Genomic DNA, 17,848 nt, shown 5'->3' with positions numbered 1-17,848 from the left:
CACCAACGCGGGGGCGCGCGCCCCCGGGAGCGGGAGAGTACGGCCCATGCGAATCGGCGTCCTGACCAGCGGCGGCGACTGCCCCGGACTCAACGCGGTGATCCGCTCCGTGGTGCACCGCGGCACCGACGTCCACGGAGACGAGATCCTCGGCATCGAGGACGGCTTCCTCGGCTTGATCGAGGGCCGCGCCCGCCCGATCTCGCACGACGACGTCACCGGTCTGCTCACCCTCGGCGGCACCATCCTCGGCTCCGCCCGGGTCCAGCGCGACCGGATCCGCTGGGCCGTCGAGCACGCCGGGGAACTCGCCGAGAAGCTCCGCATCGACGCCCTGATCGCGATCGGCGGCGAGGGCACGCTCACCGCCGCCAAGCTGTTCAGCGACGCCGGACTGCCGGTGGTCGGCGTCCCCAAGACCATCGACAACGACATCGACGCCACCGACGTCACCTTCGGCTTCGACACCGCCGTGCACGTCGCCACCGAGGCCATCGACCGGCTCAAGACCACCGCCGAGTCCCACCAGCGGGTCATGGTGGTCGAGCTGATGGGCCGTCACACCGGCTGGATCACGCTCACCGCCGGGATGGCCGGCGGTGCCCACGGCATCCTGATCCCCGAGAAGCCCTTCGACATCGAGGCGGTCGCCCGGATGATCGAGGAGCGCTTCCGACGCGGCAAGAAGTTCGCCATCATCGCGGTCGCCGAGGGCGCCAAGCCGCTCCCCGGCACGATGCGCTTCGAGCACGGCCAGGTCGACCAGTTCGGCCACCAGACCTTCGGCGGCGTCGGCACCCGGCTCGCCGCGGAACTGGAGAACCTGCTCGGCAAGGAGGCCCGGCCCGTCATCCTCGGCCACACCCAGCGCGGCGGCACCCCCACCGCCCTCGACCGGGTCCTCGCCACCCGCTTCGGCTGGCACGCCGTCGAAGCCGTCCACAAGGGCGCCTTCGGACACTTCACCGCCCTGCGCGGCGGCGAGATCCGCCTCGTCCCGATCGCCGACGCCGTGGTCCAGCTCAAGACCGTCCCGCAGGACCGGTGGGCCGAGTCCGAGGCGGTGCTCTGAGACCCCGGCCCGGTCGGTAGGTTGGGGCGCATGACCACGAACACCGCCCCGCCCCGGGTGCTCACCGTCGCCGGCTCCGACAGCGGCGGCGGCGCGGGCATCCAGGCCGACCTCAAGGCCATGCTCGCCCTCGGCGTCCACGGCATGAGCGTCATCACCGCCGTCACCGCGCAGAACTCGCTCGGCGTCCAGGGCTACTGGGAGCTTCCCGCCGAAGCCGTCCGCGCGCAGTACCGCAGCGTGGTCGACGACATCGGGGTGCAGGCGGTCAAGACCGGCATGCTCGCCTCCATCGAACTCGTCGAGACCGTCTCCGAGCTCCTCGCCGACACCCCCGCCCCGGTCGTCGTCGACCCGGTCGGCGTCTCCAAGCACGGCGACGCGCTGCTCGCCGCGGAGGCCGTCGCCACGGTCCGCGAACGCCTCCTCCCGGTCGCCACCCTGGCCACCCCCAACCTGCACGAAGTGACGCAGCTCACCGGCCTGACCGTCACCGGCGAGGCCGACATGCTCGCCGCCGCGCGGGCCCTGCGGGACCTCGGGCCGACCTGGGCGCTCATCAAGGGCGGCCACCTCGAAGGCGAGGCCGCCGACCTGCTGCTCGGCCCCGACGGCGAGACCCACTGGTACCGCGCCCCCCGCCACGACAACCGCCACACCCACGGCACCGGTTGCACCCTCGCCAGCGCCATCGCCGCCGAACTCGCCAAGGGCCACCCCGTGCCACTGGCCGTCGCCCACGCCAAGACCTACGTCACCGGCGCCATCGAACACGGCTTCGCCCTGGGCGCGGGCATCGGCCCGGTGGACCACTTCTGGCGCAACCGGTGAGCTTTTAGGGGCCCGGGGAGCCGTCAGGGGCTACTCCAGGCGGCAAAATAAAACAGCCGACCTTCCCCCGAAGGGGAGAGTCGGCTGTTGAAGGGTGACCGGGTTACCGGTCTGCGCGTCAGCGCGAGACCTTACCGGCCTTGATGCACGAGGTGCAGACGTTGAGCCGCTTCGGCGTCCGCCCGATCACAGCGCGCACCGTCTGGATGTTGGGGTTCCAACGACGGGGGGTGCGGCGGTGCGAGTGGGAGATACTGTTGCCGAAGCCCGGCCCCTTGCCGCAGACGTCGCAGTTGGCAGCCACAGGAGTCACTCCAAGACTTCAGATCAGGTACTTTGAACAGCCCGGGGTGTTCCAGGCAACCGGGAGAGCATACAACGGTGACTCCCGCTCAACGAAACTACCACGATGACGAGGGTGATCGTTTCGGGCGGGCACCGATAACCTGCCAGCATCGCCCCTCGCCACCGCGCCCCGTCGCGTTTCCGTGGCGTTCATCCGGAGGAGACCTGGTGCTGGACACCCTCGACGCCCCGGCCGTCCGCACCTGGTGCCGGCTGGCACTGGCGGCCCTCGGCCAGGCCCGCGAGGAGATCGACGCGCTGAACGTCTATCCGGTGCCGGACGGCGACACCGGGACGAACCTGTACCTGACCGTGGAGTCGGCCGCGGAGGCGCTGGACGCGGTGTTCGCGGCGGAGGAGAAGCCGGAGCTGGGCGTGGCGGCGACCGCGGTGGCCCGCGGGGCGCTGATCGGGGCGCGCGGGAACTCGGGGGTGATCCTGGCGCAGTGGCTGCGCGGGGTGGCCGAGGTGCTGGCCGAGGACGGGGCGCTGGGGGAGGCGTTGCGGCACGGCGCGCGCTCCGCCTACCAGGCGGTCGCGGAGCCGGTCGAGGGCACCCTGCTGACGGTGGCGTCGGCGGCCGCCGACGCGGCGCAGCGGGTCGCGGACGGCCTGACCGGCCAGGCGCAGGCGGCGTACCGGGCGGCCCGGCAGGCGCTGCTGCTGACGCCGGGGCAGCTGGCGGTGCTGGCCGAGGCGGGTGTGGTGGACGCGGGCGGGCGCGGCCTGGTGGCCGTGCTGGGCGCGCTGGTGGACGCCGTGTCCGGGCAGGAACCGATGGGTCCGATGGCGCTGAGCCGGTACGCCGAGCAGGGGGAGCAGGCGGCGCACGCGGCGGCGGTGGCGGCCTGCGAGGGACAGGAGCGGCCGCCCGGACCGGGCCACCCGGCGTTCGAGGTGATCTACCTGCTGGACGCGGAGGACTCCCGACTGCCCGGGCTGCGCGAGCGGTTGGGGCGGCTCGGGGACTCACTGGTGATCGGCGGCGGGGACGGGCTGTGGAACGTCCACGTGCACGTGGACGACGCCGGGGCGGCGGTCGAGGCGGGCGTCGAGGCCGGACGGCCGTACCGGATCAGGATCACGCACTTCGCGGAGGCGGCGGCCCGGGCGGGGGAGCGGGAGGAGACCGTCTCGCACGGGCGGGCGGTGCTGAGCGTGGTGTCCGGCAGCGGGCTGGCGCAGCTGTGCGAGCAGGCCGGGTCGGCGGTGCTGGCGGCCGACCCGGACCGGCCGCCGGCCAGCGCCGAACTGGTCGCCGCGGTGCACCGCTGCGCGGCCCGCGAGGTGGTGCTGGTGCTGAACGACCCCGAGCTGCGGCCCGCCGCCGGGGCCGCCGCCGACCAGCTGCGCGAGGAGGGCGTGCGGATCGCGGTGCTGCCGACCCGCTCCCCGGTGCAGGGGCTGGCGGCGCTGGCGGTGCACGACGCCGCGCGGCGGTTCGACGAGGACGTGGTCGCCATGACCTCCGCGGCCGGTGCCACCCGGTACGCCGAACTCGCGGTCGCCGAAGGGGAGTCGTGGACCATGGCGGGCGTCTGCCAGGCCGGCGACGTGCTCGGGCTGATCGACGGCGACGTGGCGGTGATCGGCGAGGACCTCACCGAGACCGCGATCACCCTGCTGGACCGGATGCTCGCGGCCGGCGGCGAACTGCTCACCCTGGTGCTGGGCGAGGAGGCCCCCGCGGACCTCGCCGAGCGGCTGATCGGGCACGCCCGGCGGATCCGTCCGGAGGTCGACGCGGTCGCCTACCAGGGCGGCCAGGAGGCGGCCCCGCTGCTGATCGGGGTCGAGTGAGGCTCGAGTGCGGGGCCGAGTGGGCCGGAACGTCGGCGCTTTGGTGTCAAATGGGATCCGATGGGCGCTCTCGATGAACCACTGACCAAGCTGGTCGGCGATCGCACCGCCAAGGTGCTCGCCGACAGCCTCAAGCTGCGCACGGTCGGCGACCTGCTGCACCACTACCCGCGCCGGTACGTCGAGCGCGGCCAGCTCACCAGCCTGGACGAGCTGGAGGTGGACGAGCACGTCACCGTGCTGGCCCGGGTGGAGAAGGTCACGCTGATCCCGTTCCGCGGCCGCAAGGGCGACCGGCTGGAGGTGGTGGTCACCGACGGGCGCTCCCGGCTGTCGCTGGTCTTCTTCAACCAGGGCTGGCGGCAGAAGGATCTGCGGCCCGGCCAGCAGGGGCTGTTCGCCGGCAAGGTCGGACTGTTCAACCGCACCCGCCAACTCGCTTCGCCCGACTACCAGTTGATCGACGACGAGGAGGGCTCCTCGGCGGCGAAGCAGTTCGCCGGACGGCTCATCCCGGTCTACCCGGCCAGCGCCCAGATGCCCAGCTGGAAGCTGTCGCTGTGCGTGGAGACCGCGTTCACCAAGCACCTGGCGGACGTCGGCGAACCGCTGCCCGCCGAGCTGCGCGCCGCCCACGAGCTGATCCCGCTGCCCGAGGCGCTGGAACTCATCCACCGCCCGCACAACCAGGTGGAGAAGGAGCGCGCCCAGAACCGGCTGCGCTGGGACGAGGCGTTCGTCCTGCAGGTCGCCCTGGCCCAGCGCCGGGCCGCCGACTCCGCGCTGCCCGCCGTCCCGCGCCGCGCCGTGCCCGGCGGACTGCTCGACGCCTTCGACGCCCGGCTCCCCTTCACCCTGACGGACGGTCAGCAGAAGGTGTGCGGCGAGATCTTCGCCGACCTGGCCACCGACCACCCCATGCACCGGCTGCTGCAGGGCGAGGTCGGCTCCGGCAAGACGCTGGTCGCGCTGCGCGCCATGCTCGCCGTGGTCGACGCCGGCGGCCAGGCGGTGCTACTCGCCCCCACCGAGGTGCTGGCCCAGCAGCACCACCGCTCGATCGTCGAGATGATGGGCGACCTCGCCGAGGGCGGGATGCTCGGCGGCGCGGAGCACGCCACCAAGGTCGCGCTGCTCACCGGCTCGATGGGCGCCCCCGCCCGCCGCCAGGCGATGCTCGACATGGCCTGCGGCGACGCCGGGATCACGATCGGCACCCACGCGCTGATCGAGGACAAGGTGCAGTTCCAGGACCTCGGCCTGGTCGTCGTCGACGAGCAGCACCGCTTCGGCGTCGAACAGCGCGACGCGCTGCGCGCCAAGGGCGGCCAGCCACCGCACCTGCTGGTGATGACCGCCACCCCGATCCCGCGCACCGTCGCGATGACCGTCTTCGGCGACCTGGAGACCTCCGTCCTCGACCAGCTGCCCTCCGGCCGCTCGCCGATCTCCACCCACGTCGTCCCCGCGCTGGAGAAGCCCAACTTCCTCACCCGCGCCTGGGAACGGGTCCGCGAGGAGGTCGGCAAGGGCCACCAGGCGTACGTGGTCTGCCCGCGGATCGGCGACGAGGAGGAGCCGGCCAAGGGGAAGAAGAAGCGGAAGGACGACCCGGAGGAGGTCGACGCGGGCGCCGACAGCGAGGAGCGGCGGCCCCCGCTCGCGGTGGTGGAGACCGCCGAGAAGCTCGCCAAGGGCCCGCTGGCCGGGCTGCGGGTGGAGATCCTGCACGGCCGGCTGGCACCCGACGCCAAGGACGACGTGATGCGCCGGTTCGCCGCCGGGCAGGTGGACGTGCTGGTCGCCACCACCGTCATCGAGGTCGGCGTCAACGTGCCCAACTCCACCGCGATGGTGATCATGGACGCCGACCGGTTCGGCGTCTCCCAGCTGCACCAGCTGCGCGGCCGGGTCGGCCGCGGCTCCGCCCCCGGACTCTGCCTGCTGGTCAGCGACATGCCCGCGGCCTCCGCCGCCCGGGCCCGGCTGGACGCGGTGGCCGGCACCCTGGACGGCTTCGAGCTCTCCCGGATCGACCTGGAGCAGCGCCGCGAGGGCGACGTGCTCGGGCAGGCCCAGTCCGGCGTGAAGTCCTCGCTCAAGGTGCTCTCGGTGCTCGACGACGAGGAGGTCATCGCCACCGCGCGCGCCGAGGCCACCCGGCTGGTCGCCGCCGACCCCGCACTCGCCGACCATCCCGAGCTGCGCACCGCGCTGGAGAGCCTGCTCGACGAGGACCGCGCGGAGTACCTGGAGAAGGGCTGACGGCCCGTCGGACCAGGCCGGGATGTCAGTGCTCCGGGAGAGAATGTTCGTGTTCGGGGCGCACTGCCAAGTCGCGCTCCCGACACGAGAATTGGGGGTCATTGCATGGCATTCCGTCACCTCAACGAGCTCCCGCTCGGCGACAAGGTCTTCCGGATCGAGGTCGCCAGCGAAGACGATCGCGAAGTCACCCTCACCCTGACCGGCTGGCGCGAGGGCAACTCCGCCAACCCGATCGCCTCCGGCAAGCTCCGCCTCCCGGTGGAGGACGTCGCCTCGCTGCGGATCGCGCTGAACCGCGCGCTGCGCGCCCTGGCGATCGTCGCCGACGTCTCCGAGCCGATTCCCGACCGCGACGTGCTGCGCGAGCTCTACCCCGGCCACGGCTCCCCCTGGGTGCCCCAGCACGAGGAGGAGCTGGTCCGCCGCTTCCACGACGGCGAGACCATCGCCCGGATCGCCGCCCGTTACGGCCGTACGCCCGACTCCGTCCGCACCAAGCTGCGCGAGCTGGGCCACGACCCGCGCCGCCCCGAGTACTGCCCGCCCGACGGCTGCCTGAGCTGGTCGCGCTACGCCTCGCCCGCGCTGCTGGGCGCGGCGGAGTAGACGCGCGGGGAACTGCGCGACCGGCCACCCTGCACCGGTTAGGGTCGATCGCGCAGTTCCCCGAACCCGAAGGACCATCCATGCCTCGCGTGATCGCCGGCCGTGCCGGAGGCCGCCGTCTCGCCGTGCCGCCCGGCCGGAACACCCGCCCGACCTCCGACAAGGCCCGGGAGGCGATGTTCTCCACCGTCGAGGCGCTGTACGGCCCGATCGGCGGGGCGCGGATGCTGGACCTGTTCGCGGGCAGCGGCGCGGTCGGCCTGGAGGCGCTCTCCCGCGGGGCGGCGCACGCGCTGCTGGTGGAGTCGGACGCGAGCGCGGTGAAGACCGTCCGGGAGAACGTCCGGGTGCTCGGCCTGCCGGGCGCCGAGGTGCGTGCCGACCAGGCGGAGCGGGTGATCGCGGGGGCGCCGCCGGCCGCGCCGTACGACCTGGTGTTCCTCGATCCGCCCTACGCCGTGGCCGACGAGACGCTGCGGGAGATGCTGGTCACACTCCGCTCGGGGGGCTGGCTAGCGGAGCATGTTCTCGTCACCGTGGAACGCAGCACCCGCGGGGGCGAGTTCGGCTGGCCGGACGGCTTCGAGGGGCTGCGCTCGCGTAAGTACGGCGAGGGCACCCTCTGGTACGGTCGCGCCGCCACCGAGGTTGATCAAGACTCGTAGCAACGAACCCCGACAAGGGAGCACCCGCATGCGCCGCGCCGTCTGCCCGGGGTCCTTCGACCCGATCACCAACGGACACCTCGACATCATCGAGCGCGCCTCGAAGCTGTACGACGTGGTGCACGTGGCGGTGGCGATCAACCCGAGCAAGCAGGGGATGTTCTCGATCGAGGAGCGGATCGCGCTAATCGAGGAGACCACCGCGCACCTGGGCAACATCCAGGTCGAGTCGCACCGCGGCCTGCTGGTGGACTTCTGCCGGGAGCGCGGCATCCCGGCGATCATCAAGGGCCTGCGCGCGGTCAGCGACTTCGACTACGAGCTGCAGATGGCGCAGATGAACCACGGGCTGACCGGCGTGGAGACGCTCTTCGTGCCGACCTCGCCCACCTACAGCTTCCTGTCGTCCAGCCTGGTCAAGGAGGTCGCCTCGCTCGGCGGCGACGTCTCCCACCTGCTGCCCGCCAAGGTGAACGCCCGGCTGGTCGAGCGGATCGCCGAACGCCGGAACTGACACGGCGTTGTGAGTCGCGGGGGCCTGGGCCGTACAGTCTGTACTCCCGCCCCGGGACGGCATCCGCAGCCCCGGGCACTGCCTCCGCCGCACCTCGGCGGCACACGGAAAGACAGAAGGCGCCCGTGGACGTGCAGCAGAAACTCGACGAGATCATCGCCATGGTCGAGAAGGCCAAGGCTATGCCGATGTCGTCCTCGTGCGTGGTCAACCGTGCCGAGCTGACCGGCCTGCTCCGCGACCTGCGCGACGCGATGCCCGCGGAACTCGCCCAGGCCCAGTCGGTGGTGGCGGACCATCAGCAGATGGTGGCGGACGCCCACGCCCAGGCCGACGAGATCATCCGCGGCGCGCACGACGAGCGCGGCTCGCTGATCTCCGACACCGAGGTGGTCCGGCAGGCCCAGGCCCAGGCGGACCGGATCCTCGGCGAGGCCCGTACCGAGGTGCAGACCAAGCGCGCCGAGGCCGACGACTACGTCGACTCCAAGCTGGCCAACTTCGAGGTGGTGCTCACCAAGACGCTCGGCGCGGTCGGCCGCGGCCGGCAGAAGCTGCGCGGCGACTCCGGCCTCTACGAGCCGGAGCAGGAGGCCGAGGACGGCGAGGAGTTCCAGCCGCGGATCAGCCCCAGCCCGGAGGCGGACGAGTACGTCGATGTGAAGCTCGCCACCCTGGAGGCGGTGCTCTCGGCCACCCTGGAGGCGGTCGGCAAGGGCCGCGACAAGCTGCTCGGCAAGGCCCCGATCGACGAGCTCGGCGCCTACCTGGCCGCCGCCGACGAGGCCCAGCAGCTCAAGGACCGGGCCGAGGCGGTGGCCGCCGGCTTCGCCGACGGCGGCGAGGAGCAGGCCTGGTACGCGGACGTCCCGCAGCAGCAGTCCTGGCCCGAGCAGACCCCGGTCGCGGCCGGCTGGCAGCACCCCGGCGAGGACCCCTACGCCCAGCCGCAGGCCCCGCAGTACGCCGAGGTGTACAACGGCGGCTACGACCCGGCGGCGGCCCCGCAGACCGACCCCTACGGCCAGCCCTACGGCTACCCGCAGCAGCAGGTCGACCCGTACTACCAACAGCAGCAGCAGTACCAGCCGCAGGCCTACGACCAGTGGGGCAACCCGCTGCCCGCCGACCCGCACGGCTACCAGCAGCAGCCGCAGGTCCCGCAGCAGCCCGGGCTGGACGAGACCAGCTTCTTCGACACCAGCATGATCGACATGACCAGGCTGCGAGAGCTGGGTGGCCGCTAGGCGGCGAGTTGGGTTCGGCGCGGACTCTCCGGTAGTCTGACCACTCCGGCCTGTTCGTGCCGGGTTCGCCGCGCGCCCGCACACGGGCCGCGCACCGCAGGAACCACATCCGCGCCACGCAGGAATGCGTGTCGCCACCAGGAAGTCAGGAAACCTTGAACCGCCTCGACCACCGCGACCCGCTCGTGTTCGACACGCATGAGCTCGGCCGTCGCCCCGGCTCGCTGCGCAAGGTCTCCCGCACCCTGGAGGCCCCGGCGGAGCTGGGGATCGCGGATGTGATCGGCGTCCCGGAGAAGAGCGAGATCAAGCTGGAGCTCCGCCTGGAGTCGGTGGTCGAGGGCGTGCTGGTGACCGGCACCGCCGAGGCCCACGTCGAGGGCGAGTGCTCCCGCTGCCTGGAGCCGGTGGAGGACGACCTGGAGGTCGACTTCCAGGAGCTGTACTACTACCCGGAGTCCGAGGAGCGTCACCGCGCGGTTGCGGGGGACGACTTCGACGAGGAGTCCGAGGACGAGACTTACCGCCTGGAGGGCGACCTGTTCGACCTCCAGCCGGTGCTGCGTGACGCGGTGGTGCTCGCACTGCCGCTGCAGCCGGTGTGCCAGGACGACTGCCTGGGTCTGTGCTCCGAGTGCGGGGCCCGCCTGAGCGACGACCCGTCGCACCACCACGATGCCGCCGATCCCCGGTGGGCGGCTCTGCAGGGACTCTCCGCCGCCCCCGGCGACGAGGGTGACGAGGAATAAGACACAGCGGTACCCGTGAGGGTCCCGCCGTAGAACCAGGAGATTTACCGTGGCTGTTCCGAAGCGGAAGATGTCGCGCAGCAACACGCGTCACCGCCGTTCCAACTGGAAGGCCGTCGTGCCCGCGCTCGTCGCGTGCGACCGCTGCCACGAGCCGAAGCTCGCGCACATCGCGTGCCCGAGCTGCGGCACGTACAACCGTCGCCAGGTCCTCTCGGTCTGATCGGCGGGTGCACGGATCGATGTCGGACGGTGGCAGTTCCTCTCGCAAGCCGACCCCTGCGACCAACGGGGGTAAGGGCAGCGGGCCGGCCTCGACCGAATACGACGTCCTGGAAGGGCGCCTCGGGTACCCACTTGAGCGCGCCCTTCTGGTACGTGCCCTGACCCACCGCTCGTACGCGTACGAGAACGGCGGGTTGCCCACCAACGAACGCCTGGAGTTCCTCGGCGACTCGGTGCTGGGCCTCGTGGTGACCGACACCCTCTACCGCCTCCACCCGGAGGTCGCCGAGGGGACGCTCGCCAAACTCCGAGCCGCGGTGGTCAACTCCCGCGCGCTCGCCGAGGTCGGCCGCGGCCTGGACCTCGGAACCTTCATCCGGCTCGGCAAGGGTGAGGAGGGTACCGGGGGCCGTGACAAGTCGTCGATCCTCGCCGACACCGTCGAGGCCGTGATCGGTGCCATCTACCTCGACCAGGGGCTCGACTCGGCCACGGACTTCGTCCACCGGCTGTTCGACCCGCTGATCGCGGAGTCCGCCCAGCTCGGCGCGGGCCTGGACTGGAAGACCAGCCTCCAGGAACTCACCGCCGCCGTCGGCATCGGCGTGCCCGAGTACGTGGTCACCGAGTCCGGACCCGACCACGAGAAGACCTTCACCGCCGCCGCCCGGGTGGCCGGCGAGGACTTCGGCACCGGCACCGGCCGCTCGAAGAAGGAAGCCGAACAGAAGGCCGCCGAGTCCGCCTGGCGGGCCATCAAGGCCAAGCACGACGGCGACTCCTCCGCGGCCGCCTGAGCCGTGCCCGAACTCCCCGAAGTCGAAGTCGTCCGCCGCGGCCTGGCCCGCTGGGCCGCGGGACGCCGGGTCTCCGACATCGAGGTGCTGCACCCGCGCGCGGTCCGCCGCCAGCCCGGTGGCGCCGAGGAGTTCACCGCCCTGCTGCGCGGCCGGACCCTCGGCGAACCGCAGCGCCGCGGCAAGTACCTGTGGGTGCCGCTCGACGACGGCCTCGCGCTGCTCGGCCACCTCGGCATGAGCGGCCAACTGCTGGTCCAGGAACCCTCCCTGGAGGACTCCGTACACCTGCGGGTGCGGCTGCGCTTCGCCGACGGCGGCACCGAGCTGCGCTTCGTCGACCAGCGGACCTTCGGCGGCCTCGCCGTCGAGGAGGCCGAGCCCGGCGACCCCGAGTCGACCCCGCTCTCGCTCGCCCACATCGCCCGCGACCCGCTCGACCCGCGCTTCGACGACGACGCCTTCGTCGCCGCCCTGAAGGCCAAGCGCACCACGGTGAAGCGCGCCCTGCTCGACCAGACCCTGATCTCCGGCGTCGGCAACATCTACGCCGACGAGGCCCTCTGGCGCAGCCGCCTCCACTACGACCGCCCCACCGCCACCCTGACCCGCCCCACCGCCCTGGCGCTGCTCCAGCACGCCCGCGACGTGATGACGGCCGCGCTGGCGGTCGGCGGGACGAGCTTCGACTCGATGTACGTCAACGTCAACGGCGAGAGCGGCTACTTCTCCCGCGACCTCGACGCGTACGGCCGCGAGGGCCGGCCCTGCCGCCGCTGCGGGACGGCGATGCGCCGCGACGCGTGGATGAACCGCTCCAGCTACTACTGCCCGAAGTGCCAGCGCCGGCCGCGGTGAGCGGTCACTGCTTGTTGGCGGCGGGCTGCTGGTGGTCGCGGTCGGCCTGCTGCAGCGCCCCCGCGCTCTCGCCCTCGCCGAAGTAGGCGACGCCGACCGCGCTGACCACGGCGAGGACGAAGCCGGAGGCGGCGAGCCAGCCGAGGCCGGGGCGCGAGGAGTCGCCGAGCCACAGCACGCCGACGGCGCCGGGGACGACGGTCTCGCCGACCACGAGGGCGGCGGTGGCGCCGTTGACCGAGCCGACCTGGAGGGCGACGGTGTGCAGGTACATGCCACCGAGGCCGCCGACCAGGACGGCGTAGAGGGCGGGGTCGGCGAGCAGCGCGGTGATCGAGAACGGCTGGACGCCGTCGAGGATGCGCACGCCGATGCCGAGGGCGCCGAAGCCGAGGCCGGAGAGCAGGCCGGCCACGATGGCACCGCTGGAACCGAGCCGGCGGACGATCAGGGAGCCGCCGGCGATCAGGACCACCGAGCCGATCAGCAGCCACCAGTGGAAGGAACGGGCGGCGTCGTGGCCGCCCTCGGGCCCGGCGGCGACGGCGAGCAGCACCAGGGCGCCGCACAGGATGCCGATGGACAGCCACTCCAGCTGACGCAACCGCAGGCCGAGCAGCTTGACCGAGAGCAGCGCGGTGATCACCAGGTTGGCGCTGATGATGGTCTGCGACAGAAACAGCGGCAGCAGCCGCGCGGCGAGCGCGCCGAGGCCGAAGCCGATGAAGTCCAGCACCGTGCCGAGGATGAACTCCCAGGTGACGGCGGCCTTGGCGGTGGAGGACAGGCTCGGGCCGCCGTGCTCGGTGACCGCCTCGGCGGAGGCCTCCTGGCGGGCCGAGCGGCGGGCGCCGAGCGCTTGCAGCACCGAACCGGTGCCGTAGCAGACGGACGCCGCGACGGCGGTGACGAGGCCGAGAATCACCAGGGGCTCCTGTCGAGGAGGGGAAGATCGTCCCCCACTATGCCCGTTCGGCGGGCGTGCGCGGAGCGCGGAGGGTGAACTCCGGCCGGTCGGCGGGGGCGCGGGGCGCCGTCCTCGGCCTGCGGTAGGGGGTGGTCCCGGGGACGGATCGGCCTGGGGTAGGGCGTGGGTTCGAGTCGCGGACCGGTACCGTCTGAAGTATGAGAACTGTGCTCCGCCGCCCCCGGGCCTCCGTGCCGGCCGCCGCGCTGGCCGTGCTGCTGGGCCTGCTGATGCTGTTCGGCCTGTCCGCACCCGCCTCGGCGGCGGGGCTGAACGACGCGGCCGACTCGCTCAAGAAGTCCCAGGTGTACGTCGACCCGTCGATGACCGCCCGGTTCTCCAAGGACCAGGCCGACGCGCTGGCGAAGAAGCTGGAGAAGGCCGACAAGCCGATCTTCGTCGCGGTGCTGCCGGACAGCCCGGCCTACCCGCCCAAGACCCTGGCCAACGACCTGCGCACCAAGGTCGGCATCGTCGGCGTCTACGCGATCTGGCGCGGCAACGAGTTCAAGGCCTTCTCCGACGCGAAGGCGCTGCCCCCCGCCGCCTCCGACCGGATCGCCGGCGCCGCGGTGCGGTCGAACTCCGGTGACATCAACGCCACCGTCAACGAGTTCGTCGACAGCGCCGCGAAGCAGACCAAGGGCGACGGCCCGAACCACAGCATCTCCGCCGCGGTGTTCATCGTCCCGATCGTGATCCTGGGCCTGCTCGGCGGCGGCGTCTTCCTGCTGTTCCGGCGGGCCAAGAAGCGCAAGCAGGAGAAGGCCCGGGCCGAGCTCGCCCAGCTGCGCACCGTGGTGGACGAGGACATCACCGCCTTCGGCGAGGAGCTCGACCGGCTGGAGTTCAACCCGGGCGCCCCCGACGCCGACGACGTGCAGCGCACCGACTACTCGCGCGCGCTGGACGCCTACGACCGGGCCAAGCGGACCATGGACGAGGCGAAGAAGCCTGAGGACGTCCTCCCGGTCACCGAGGCGCTGGAGGACGGCCGGTTCGCGCTGGCCACGCTGGCCGCCCGCCGCGAGGGCCGGCCGCTGCCGGAGCGCCGGGTCCCCTGCTTCTTCGACCCGCGGCACGGCCCCTCGGTCGCCGACGTCCAGTGGGCCCCGCCCGGCGGCGCGCCCCGCTCCGTCCCGGCCTGCGCCGACGACGCGGCCCGCCTCGCCAGCGGCCAGGCCCCGGACATCCGCACCGTGGAGACCGAGCACGGCCACCAGCCGTACTGGAACGCCGGCCCGGCCTACAGCCCCTGGGCGGGCGGCTACTTCGGCGGCGGCATGCTCCCCGGCCTGCTGGTCGGCACCGTGCTCGGCTCGGCGCTCTCCTCCCCGGGCTACGCCTACGCGGCCGGCGACTACGGCCACGGCGGCACCGTCGACTACAACGACGGCGCGGACGCCGGCGAGTACTCGGGCGCCGACTTCAACTCCTCGGACTTCGGCGGCGGCTTCGACGGCGGCAACGACTTCGGCGGCGGCGGCGACTTCGGCGGCGGCTTCGACGGTGGCGGCGGCGGGGACTTCGGCTCGTTCTGATCCGCTCGTCCTGATCCGCCCGACGGCCCCCGGTCCCCGGACCGGGGGCCGTCGTCAGGTCCGGACCCGTGCGGTCGCGTCCGCTCCGGCGGGCACCGGCCGGTCCGCGGGCTCCCGGCGGCCCAGCACGAGGACGGTGACCGCGCAGGAGGCCAGCTGCCAGAGCGCTCCGAACCCGAGCACCGCGGCCGTCCCGGCGGCGTCCGCGACCGGCCCGGCCAGCGCCAGCCCGACCGGCCCGAAGGCGAAGGCGCCGAGCGTGCCGTACGCGCTGACCCGGCCCAGCGCCTCGGCGGGGACGTGACGCTGCGTCAGGGTGGCGAACAGGGTGCCGCAGACGATCGAGGTCACCCCGGCCCCGGCCGCCGCGAGCGCCACGCCCGGGAGCGGCCACCCCAGCGCCAGCGCCCCCGAGGGCAGCGCCCACCCCGCAGTCGCCGCAACCGCCGTGCGCAGCGGACGCCGCGGCTGCCGGCCCAGCAGCACCAGCCCGCCCAGCACCGCGCCCGCCCCGTACGCGCCCATCACCAGCCCCCAGCCGCCGGGCCCGCCCAGCCGGTCGCGCGCCACCACCGGACCCAGGACCAGGAACGGCGCCCAGACCAGCAGGTTGAACAGGCACGCCTGCAGCGACGACACCCACAGCCACCGCCGCCCGCCGAACTCGCCCCAGCCCGCCCGCAGCTCGGCCACCAGCGAGGCCCCGCCCGGACGCGGCGCCCCGCCCGGCAGCCGCAGCAGCGCCAGCGCGGCGAAGCCCGCCGCGTACGAGGCGGCGTCCGCCAGCAGCACCCAGCCCGGCCCGGCCACGGCGGTGAGCAGCCCGGCCAGCGCCGGTCCGGCGACCGCGGCGCCGTTTCGCGCGATGCCCAACAGGGCGTTGGCGTCCGCGAGTTCGTCGGCCGGCAGGAGCCGCGGCAGCAGCGCCTCCAGGGCCGGCAGGAACACCGCCTCGGCCAGGCCCCACAGCACCATCAGTGCCGCCAGTGCCCAGACCCGTCCCTGCCCGGCGAACAGCAGCCCGGCGACGGCCGCCTGGGTCAGACAGCGCAACCCGTCCGAGCCGAGCATCACCCGCCTGCTGCCCCACCGGTCGGCCGCCGCCCCGCCGAGCACCAGCAGCAGCACGATCGGCAGGATCCGCGCGGTCATCACCACACCGAGCGCCGATCCGCCGCCCCCGCCGTCCAGCACCGCGAACGCCACCGCGACCGAGGCCATCGAGGACCCGAAGAGCGAGACGGCGTACCCGGCGAAGAAGAGGCGGAACTCGGGTCGTGAAGTCGGCTTCATGACGGCAGCGTGCCCCGGGCGATCCGCGCCCGGCAAGGTCTTTGGCCGAAGAAGTTGAGCCAGTGTCAGGCAATTTTGGCGAAGGTGGAGACAGTCGCAGTAAATTCAGGATTTACCGCAGTACATCGCCGTGGTTGACGCGTCATCCACTCATAGGTTTACTGCGGTCATGACGATGCCCGTGGAGTTTGCCGTCGCAGCGGAGCGGTACCTGGCGGAGGCCCGGCTCGGGGAGGGGTCGCGGCGGGTCTACCGGATCGCGCTGCACACCTGGGCCTGGCTGCTGGTGGAGCGCGTCCCGCCGGTGGGGGCGGAGCGGCGGCGGGCGGATCCGCCCGTGGTGCCGTTGGCGCTGCTGGACGGGCCGGGCGCGGCGGAGCGGGTGGCGGCGGCGTTCGCGTCGCGGGCCGCGGCGGTCGGGGCGCGGACCGCGAACCGCGAGCTGTCGGCGCTGCGCGGGGCGGTCCGGTGGTGGCGGGGGCGGGGCTGGCTGACGGTCGACCCGGTCGAGGGGGTGCGGCCGGTGGCGGCCGAGCCGGCCGGGGGGCGACCGACCGAGGCCGAGCTGCGCGCGGTGCTGGCGCTGCGGGTGCCGCTCCGGGAGAAGGTGCTGTGGCACCTGGTGCGGGAGACCGGCGCGCCGATCGAGCGGCTGCTGGCGCTGGACGTGGACCGCCTCGACCTGGCGAACCGTCGGGCACGGGTGGGCGCGGGGGAGCGCCCGCTGCGCTGGCGAGGCGGGGCGGCCCGGCTGCTGCCGCTGCTGGTGGCCGGCCGGAGTGCCGGCCCGCTCTTCCTCACCGACCGGCGCGCCCCGGCCGGCACCCCGGTCGGCGACCGCTGCCCGCTCACCGGTCGGGCCCGCCTCTCCTACCGGCGGGCCGCCGAACTGTTCACCGCGGCCACCGCCCCGCTGGATCCGGCCGGCCGCGGCTGGACGCTGCACCGGCTGGCCGAGCCGCACCGGTAGTGGACCCCCGGAGTGCCCGGCGTGCTCGGTGGGGAGGGTCGGTGGAAGGGGCGTGAAGCCCGTTCCGTGCGCCCTGTTCGTGCCGGACTATGGTCAGCACATGCAAGGTCGTGACAGTCACCATCCCGTTCGCGCCACCATCTGGGTGCGCGGGCGAGTCCAGCAGGTGGGGTTCCGCTGGTGGACCAGGGCCAGGGCTCTGGAGATCGGGCTGACGGGCTACACGAGCAACCTCGGCGACGGCCGCGTACAGGTGGTCGCCGAGGGGTCGCACGCGGACTGCGAGCGGCTGATCGCCGCGCTGCGCGGGCCCGGAACGCCAGGTCAGGTCACCGGTGTCACCGAGATCTGGACCGCCGTGGGCGAGGGGTACGAGGGCTTCGCGATCAGATGAGCACACCGCGGTTGCCGGTCGGAGGAGAGCCGCCGGCAACTGCCGGTGTCATGCGGTTGCCTTCTGGGCAGACTCGTGGTTGACTCCGCAAGCGTAGTGATCCACTACCCCGGCCGATGGCGTGCGCACTCCGCTATGCAGGTGACAGGGGCGCGGTAGCGTGCGGTGATCGTGTTGACCCGTACCGTCTTTGGTGAGACGCTGGAAACCCGCGCACAGGTCTGCGTTCAACCGGCGGGGCCACGCCGTATGAGTTCGCTGCTCAGCTTCGGCTGCCTCGTAGTGCCCAGCCAGCACGTCCGGCTGCTCAGACGCGTGCGTATCCCTTCCCCCAAGACCCACACCGTACACGGTTCGGTCACTCAGCGTGGAGGACCATACATCATGGCAAAGGCGCTTCTCGGGTACGTCGGCGGCCCCGACCCGCGAATGCTCACCGAGATGCGACGGCTGCAGCAGCGCGTCCAGGACCTGGAGAACGAGCTCATGAAGCTCCAGGCCGAGAACGACGAACTGTCCGCCGTCGTCGACGAGCACTCGCTGCTCAGCAGCATCGACCTGGACCAGCGCGAGCCGGCCCTCACCTGATCGCTCGTGGTCCTCACGATCGACGCTGTGGTGCACTGAGCTTCCCCGTCAGGGGATGGCAGCCTGCAAGGGACGTCCGAGGTGGACGTCCCTTCGTCGTTTCCGGAAGTCTCTTTTG

19 protein-coding genes are annotated in these 17,848 nt (G+C 72.9%); 16 read left to right on the top strand and 3 right to left on the bottom strand.

Going from position 1 to position 17,848, the window contains the following annotated elements; translation table 11 throughout:
• Positions 1-46: 46 nt before the first annotated feature.
• Positions 47-1,072, top strand: coding sequence for an ATP-dependent 6-phosphofructokinase (locus AB0K51_RS05540; protein ID WP_363450823.1), 1,026 nt, complete (start codon positions 47-49; stop codon positions 1,070-1,072).
• Between the two features lie 30 nt (positions 1,073-1,102).
• A complete protein-coding gene (gene thiD / locus AB0K51_RS05535; RefSeq protein ID WP_363450821.1) occupies positions 1,103-1,903 on the top strand; it encodes a bifunctional hydroxymethylpyrimidine kinase/phosphomethylpyrimidine kinase in 801 nt (266 codons plus the stop codon).
• A gap of 118 nt (positions 1,904-2,021) precedes the next feature.
• Here thiD and rpmB read toward each other — a convergent pair whose 3' ends face one another.
• Positions 2,022-2,207, bottom strand: coding sequence for a 50S ribosomal protein L28 (gene rpmB / locus AB0K51_RS05530; RefSeq protein ID WP_014138233.1), 186 nt, complete (start codon positions 2,205-2,207; stop codon positions 2,022-2,024).
• Positions 2,208-2,416: 209 nt separating this feature from the next.
• On the opposite strand from rpmB, the gene AB0K51_RS05525 reads away from it, so the two are divergent.
• From AB0K51_RS05525 to mutM, 10 genes are all read left to right on the top strand, one after another.
• Positions 2,417-4,048, top strand: coding sequence for a DAK2 domain-containing protein (locus tag AB0K51_RS05525; RefSeq protein ID WP_363450819.1), 1,632 nt, complete (start codon positions 2,417-2,419; stop codon positions 4,046-4,048).
• Between the two features lie 60 nt (positions 4,049-4,108).
• A complete protein-coding gene (gene recG / locus AB0K51_RS05520; RefSeq protein WP_363450817.1) occupies positions 4,109-6,313 on the top strand; it encodes an ATP-dependent DNA helicase RecG in 2,205 nt (734 codons plus the stop codon).
• A gap of 105 nt (positions 6,314-6,418) precedes the next feature.
• Positions 6,419-6,922: a hypothetical protein gene (locus tag AB0K51_RS05515; RefSeq protein ID WP_363450815.1), complete on the top strand. Its 504-nt coding sequence runs from the start codon at positions 6,419-6,421 to the stop codon at positions 6,920-6,922.
• Positions 6,923-7,002: 80 nt separating this feature from the next.
• Positions 7,003-7,587, top strand: a complete 585-nt coding sequence (gene rsmD / locus AB0K51_RS05510) for a 16S rRNA (guanine(966)-N(2))-methyltransferase RsmD (RefSeq protein WP_363450812.1) — start codon at positions 7,003-7,005, stop codon at positions 7,585-7,587.
• 28 nt (positions 7,588-7,615) lie between these two features.
• Complete coding sequence (coaD, locus tag AB0K51_RS05505; RefSeq protein WP_363450810.1) at positions 7,616-8,101, top strand: pantetheine-phosphate adenylyltransferase; 486 nt, start codon at positions 7,616-7,618, stop codon at positions 8,099-8,101.
• 125 nt (positions 8,102-8,226) lie between these two features.
• Positions 8,227-9,348, top strand: a complete 1,122-nt coding sequence (locus AB0K51_RS05500) for an ATP synthase F0 subunit B (RefSeq protein WP_363450808.1) — start codon at positions 8,227-8,229, stop codon at positions 9,346-9,348.
• Positions 9,349-9,503: 155 nt separating this feature from the next.
• Positions 9,504-10,097, top strand: coding sequence for a DUF177 domain-containing protein (locus AB0K51_RS05495; RefSeq protein ID WP_363450806.1), 594 nt, complete (start codon positions 9,504-9,506; stop codon positions 10,095-10,097).
• 49 nt (positions 10,098-10,146) lie between these two features.
• A complete protein-coding gene (gene rpmF, locus AB0K51_RS05490) occupies positions 10,147-10,320 on the top strand; it encodes a 50S ribosomal protein L32 (RefSeq protein WP_035866499.1) in 174 nt (57 codons plus the stop codon).
• A gap of 19 nt (positions 10,321-10,339) precedes the next feature.
• Positions 10,340-11,119 (top strand): ribonuclease III, encoded by a 780-nt coding sequence (gene rnc, locus AB0K51_RS05485; RefSeq protein ID WP_363451033.1) that lies wholly within the window; start codon positions 10,340-10,342, stop codon positions 11,117-11,119.
• 3 nt (positions 11,120-11,122) lie between these two features.
• Positions 11,123-11,977, top strand: a complete 855-nt coding sequence (gene mutM, locus AB0K51_RS05480) for a bifunctional DNA-formamidopyrimidine glycosylase/DNA-(apurinic or apyrimidinic site) lyase (protein WP_363450804.1) — start codon at positions 11,123-11,125, stop codon at positions 11,975-11,977.
• Positions 11,978-11,981: 4 nt separating this feature from the next.
• On the opposite strand, the gene AB0K51_RS05475 is transcribed toward mutM, so the two are convergent.
• Positions 11,982-12,902 carry a hypothetical protein gene (locus AB0K51_RS05475; RefSeq protein ID WP_363450802.1) on the bottom strand — a complete coding sequence of 307 codons (921 nt, stop codon included), beginning with the start codon at positions 12,900-12,902 and terminating at the stop codon, positions 11,982-11,984.
• A gap of 200 nt (positions 12,903-13,102) precedes the next feature.
• Between AB0K51_RS05475 and AB0K51_RS05470 the strand changes: the two genes are divergently transcribed.
• Positions 13,103-14,485 carry a hypothetical protein gene (locus AB0K51_RS05470; RefSeq protein WP_363450800.1) on the top strand — a complete coding sequence of 461 codons (1,383 nt, stop codon included), beginning with the start codon at positions 13,103-13,105 and terminating at the stop codon, positions 14,483-14,485.
• Between the two features lie 54 nt (positions 14,486-14,539).
• Here AB0K51_RS05470 and AB0K51_RS05465 read toward each other — a convergent pair whose 3' ends face one another.
• A complete protein-coding gene (locus AB0K51_RS05465) occupies positions 14,540-15,778 on the bottom strand; it encodes an MFS transporter (RefSeq protein ID WP_363450798.1) in 1,239 nt (412 codons plus the stop codon).
• Positions 15,779-15,947: 169 nt separating this feature from the next.
• On the opposite strand from AB0K51_RS05465, the gene AB0K51_RS05460 reads away from it, so the two are divergent.
• From AB0K51_RS05460 to AB0K51_RS05450, 3 genes are all read left to right on the top strand, one after another.
• Positions 15,948-16,748 carry a hypothetical protein gene (locus tag AB0K51_RS05460; RefSeq protein ID WP_363450796.1) on the top strand — a complete coding sequence of 267 codons (801 nt, stop codon included), beginning with the start codon at positions 15,948-15,950 and terminating at the stop codon, positions 16,746-16,748.
• 100 nt (positions 16,749-16,848) lie between these two features.
• A complete protein-coding gene (locus AB0K51_RS05455; protein ID WP_363450794.1) occupies positions 16,849-17,142 on the top strand; it encodes an acylphosphatase in 294 nt (97 codons plus the stop codon).
• A gap of 384 nt (positions 17,143-17,526) precedes the next feature.
• On the top strand, positions 17,527-17,730 hold the full coding sequence (locus AB0K51_RS05450; RefSeq protein ID WP_363450792.1) for a hypothetical protein: 204 nt from the start codon (positions 17,527-17,529) through the stop codon (positions 17,728-17,730).
• The last annotated feature ends 118 nt before the right edge of the window (positions 17,731-17,848 follow it).

This window comes from Kitasatospora sp. NPDC049285 (assembly GCF_040678815.1).
In the GTDB taxonomy this organism is placed as follows: Bacteria; Actinomycetota; Actinomycetes; order Streptomycetales; family Streptomycetaceae; genus Kitasatospora.
The sequence above is the reverse complement of the archived record's forward strand: the minus strand, read 5'-3'. Positions and strand labels throughout refer to the sequence as shown.

Excerpts from the sequence above, each read along its gene's own strand:
- AB0K51_RS05540 (WP_363450823.1), top strand. The coding sequence starts at position 47 with ATGCGAATCGGCGTCCTGACCAGCGGCGGCGACTGCCCCGGACTCAAC.
- thiD (WP_363450821.1), top strand. The coding sequence starts at position 1,103 with ATGACCACGAACACCGCCCCGCCCCGGGTGCTCACCGTCGCCGGCTCC.
- recG (WP_363450817.1), top strand. The coding sequence starts at position 4,109 with ATGGGCGCTCTCGATGAACCACTGACCAAGCTGGTCGGCGATCGCACC.
- AB0K51_RS05515 (WP_363450815.1), top strand. The coding sequence starts at position 6,419 with ATGGCATTCCGTCACCTCAACGAGCTCCCGCTCGGCGACAAGGTCTTC.
- rsmD (WP_363450812.1), top strand. The coding sequence starts at position 7,003 with ATGCCTCGCGTGATCGCCGGCCGTGCCGGAGGCCGCCGTCTCGCCGTG.
- coaD (WP_363450810.1), top strand. The coding sequence starts at position 7,616 with ATGCGCCGCGCCGTCTGCCCGGGGTCCTTCGACCCGATCACCAACGGA.
- rnc (WP_363451033.1), top strand. The coding sequence starts at position 10,340 with ATGTCGGACGGTGGCAGTTCCTCTCGCAAGCCGACCCCTGCGACCAAC.
- AB0K51_RS05470 (WP_363450800.1), top strand. The coding sequence starts at position 13,103 with ATGAGAACTGTGCTCCGCCGCCCCCGGGCCTCCGTGCCGGCCGCCGCG.
- AB0K51_RS05465 (WP_363450798.1), bottom strand. The coding sequence starts at position 15,778 with ATGAAGCCGACTTCACGACCCGAGTTCCGCCTCTTCTTCGCCGGGTAC.
- AB0K51_RS05460 (WP_363450796.1), top strand. The coding sequence starts at position 15,948 with ATGACGATGCCCGTGGAGTTTGCCGTCGCAGCGGAGCGGTACCTGGCG.
- AB0K51_RS05455 (WP_363450794.1), top strand. The coding sequence starts at position 16,849 with ATGCAAGGTCGTGACAGTCACCATCCCGTTCGCGCCACCATCTGGGTG.
- AB0K51_RS05450 (WP_363450792.1), top strand. The coding sequence starts at position 17,527 with ATGGCAAAGGCGCTTCTCGGGTACGTCGGCGGCCCCGACCCGCGAATG.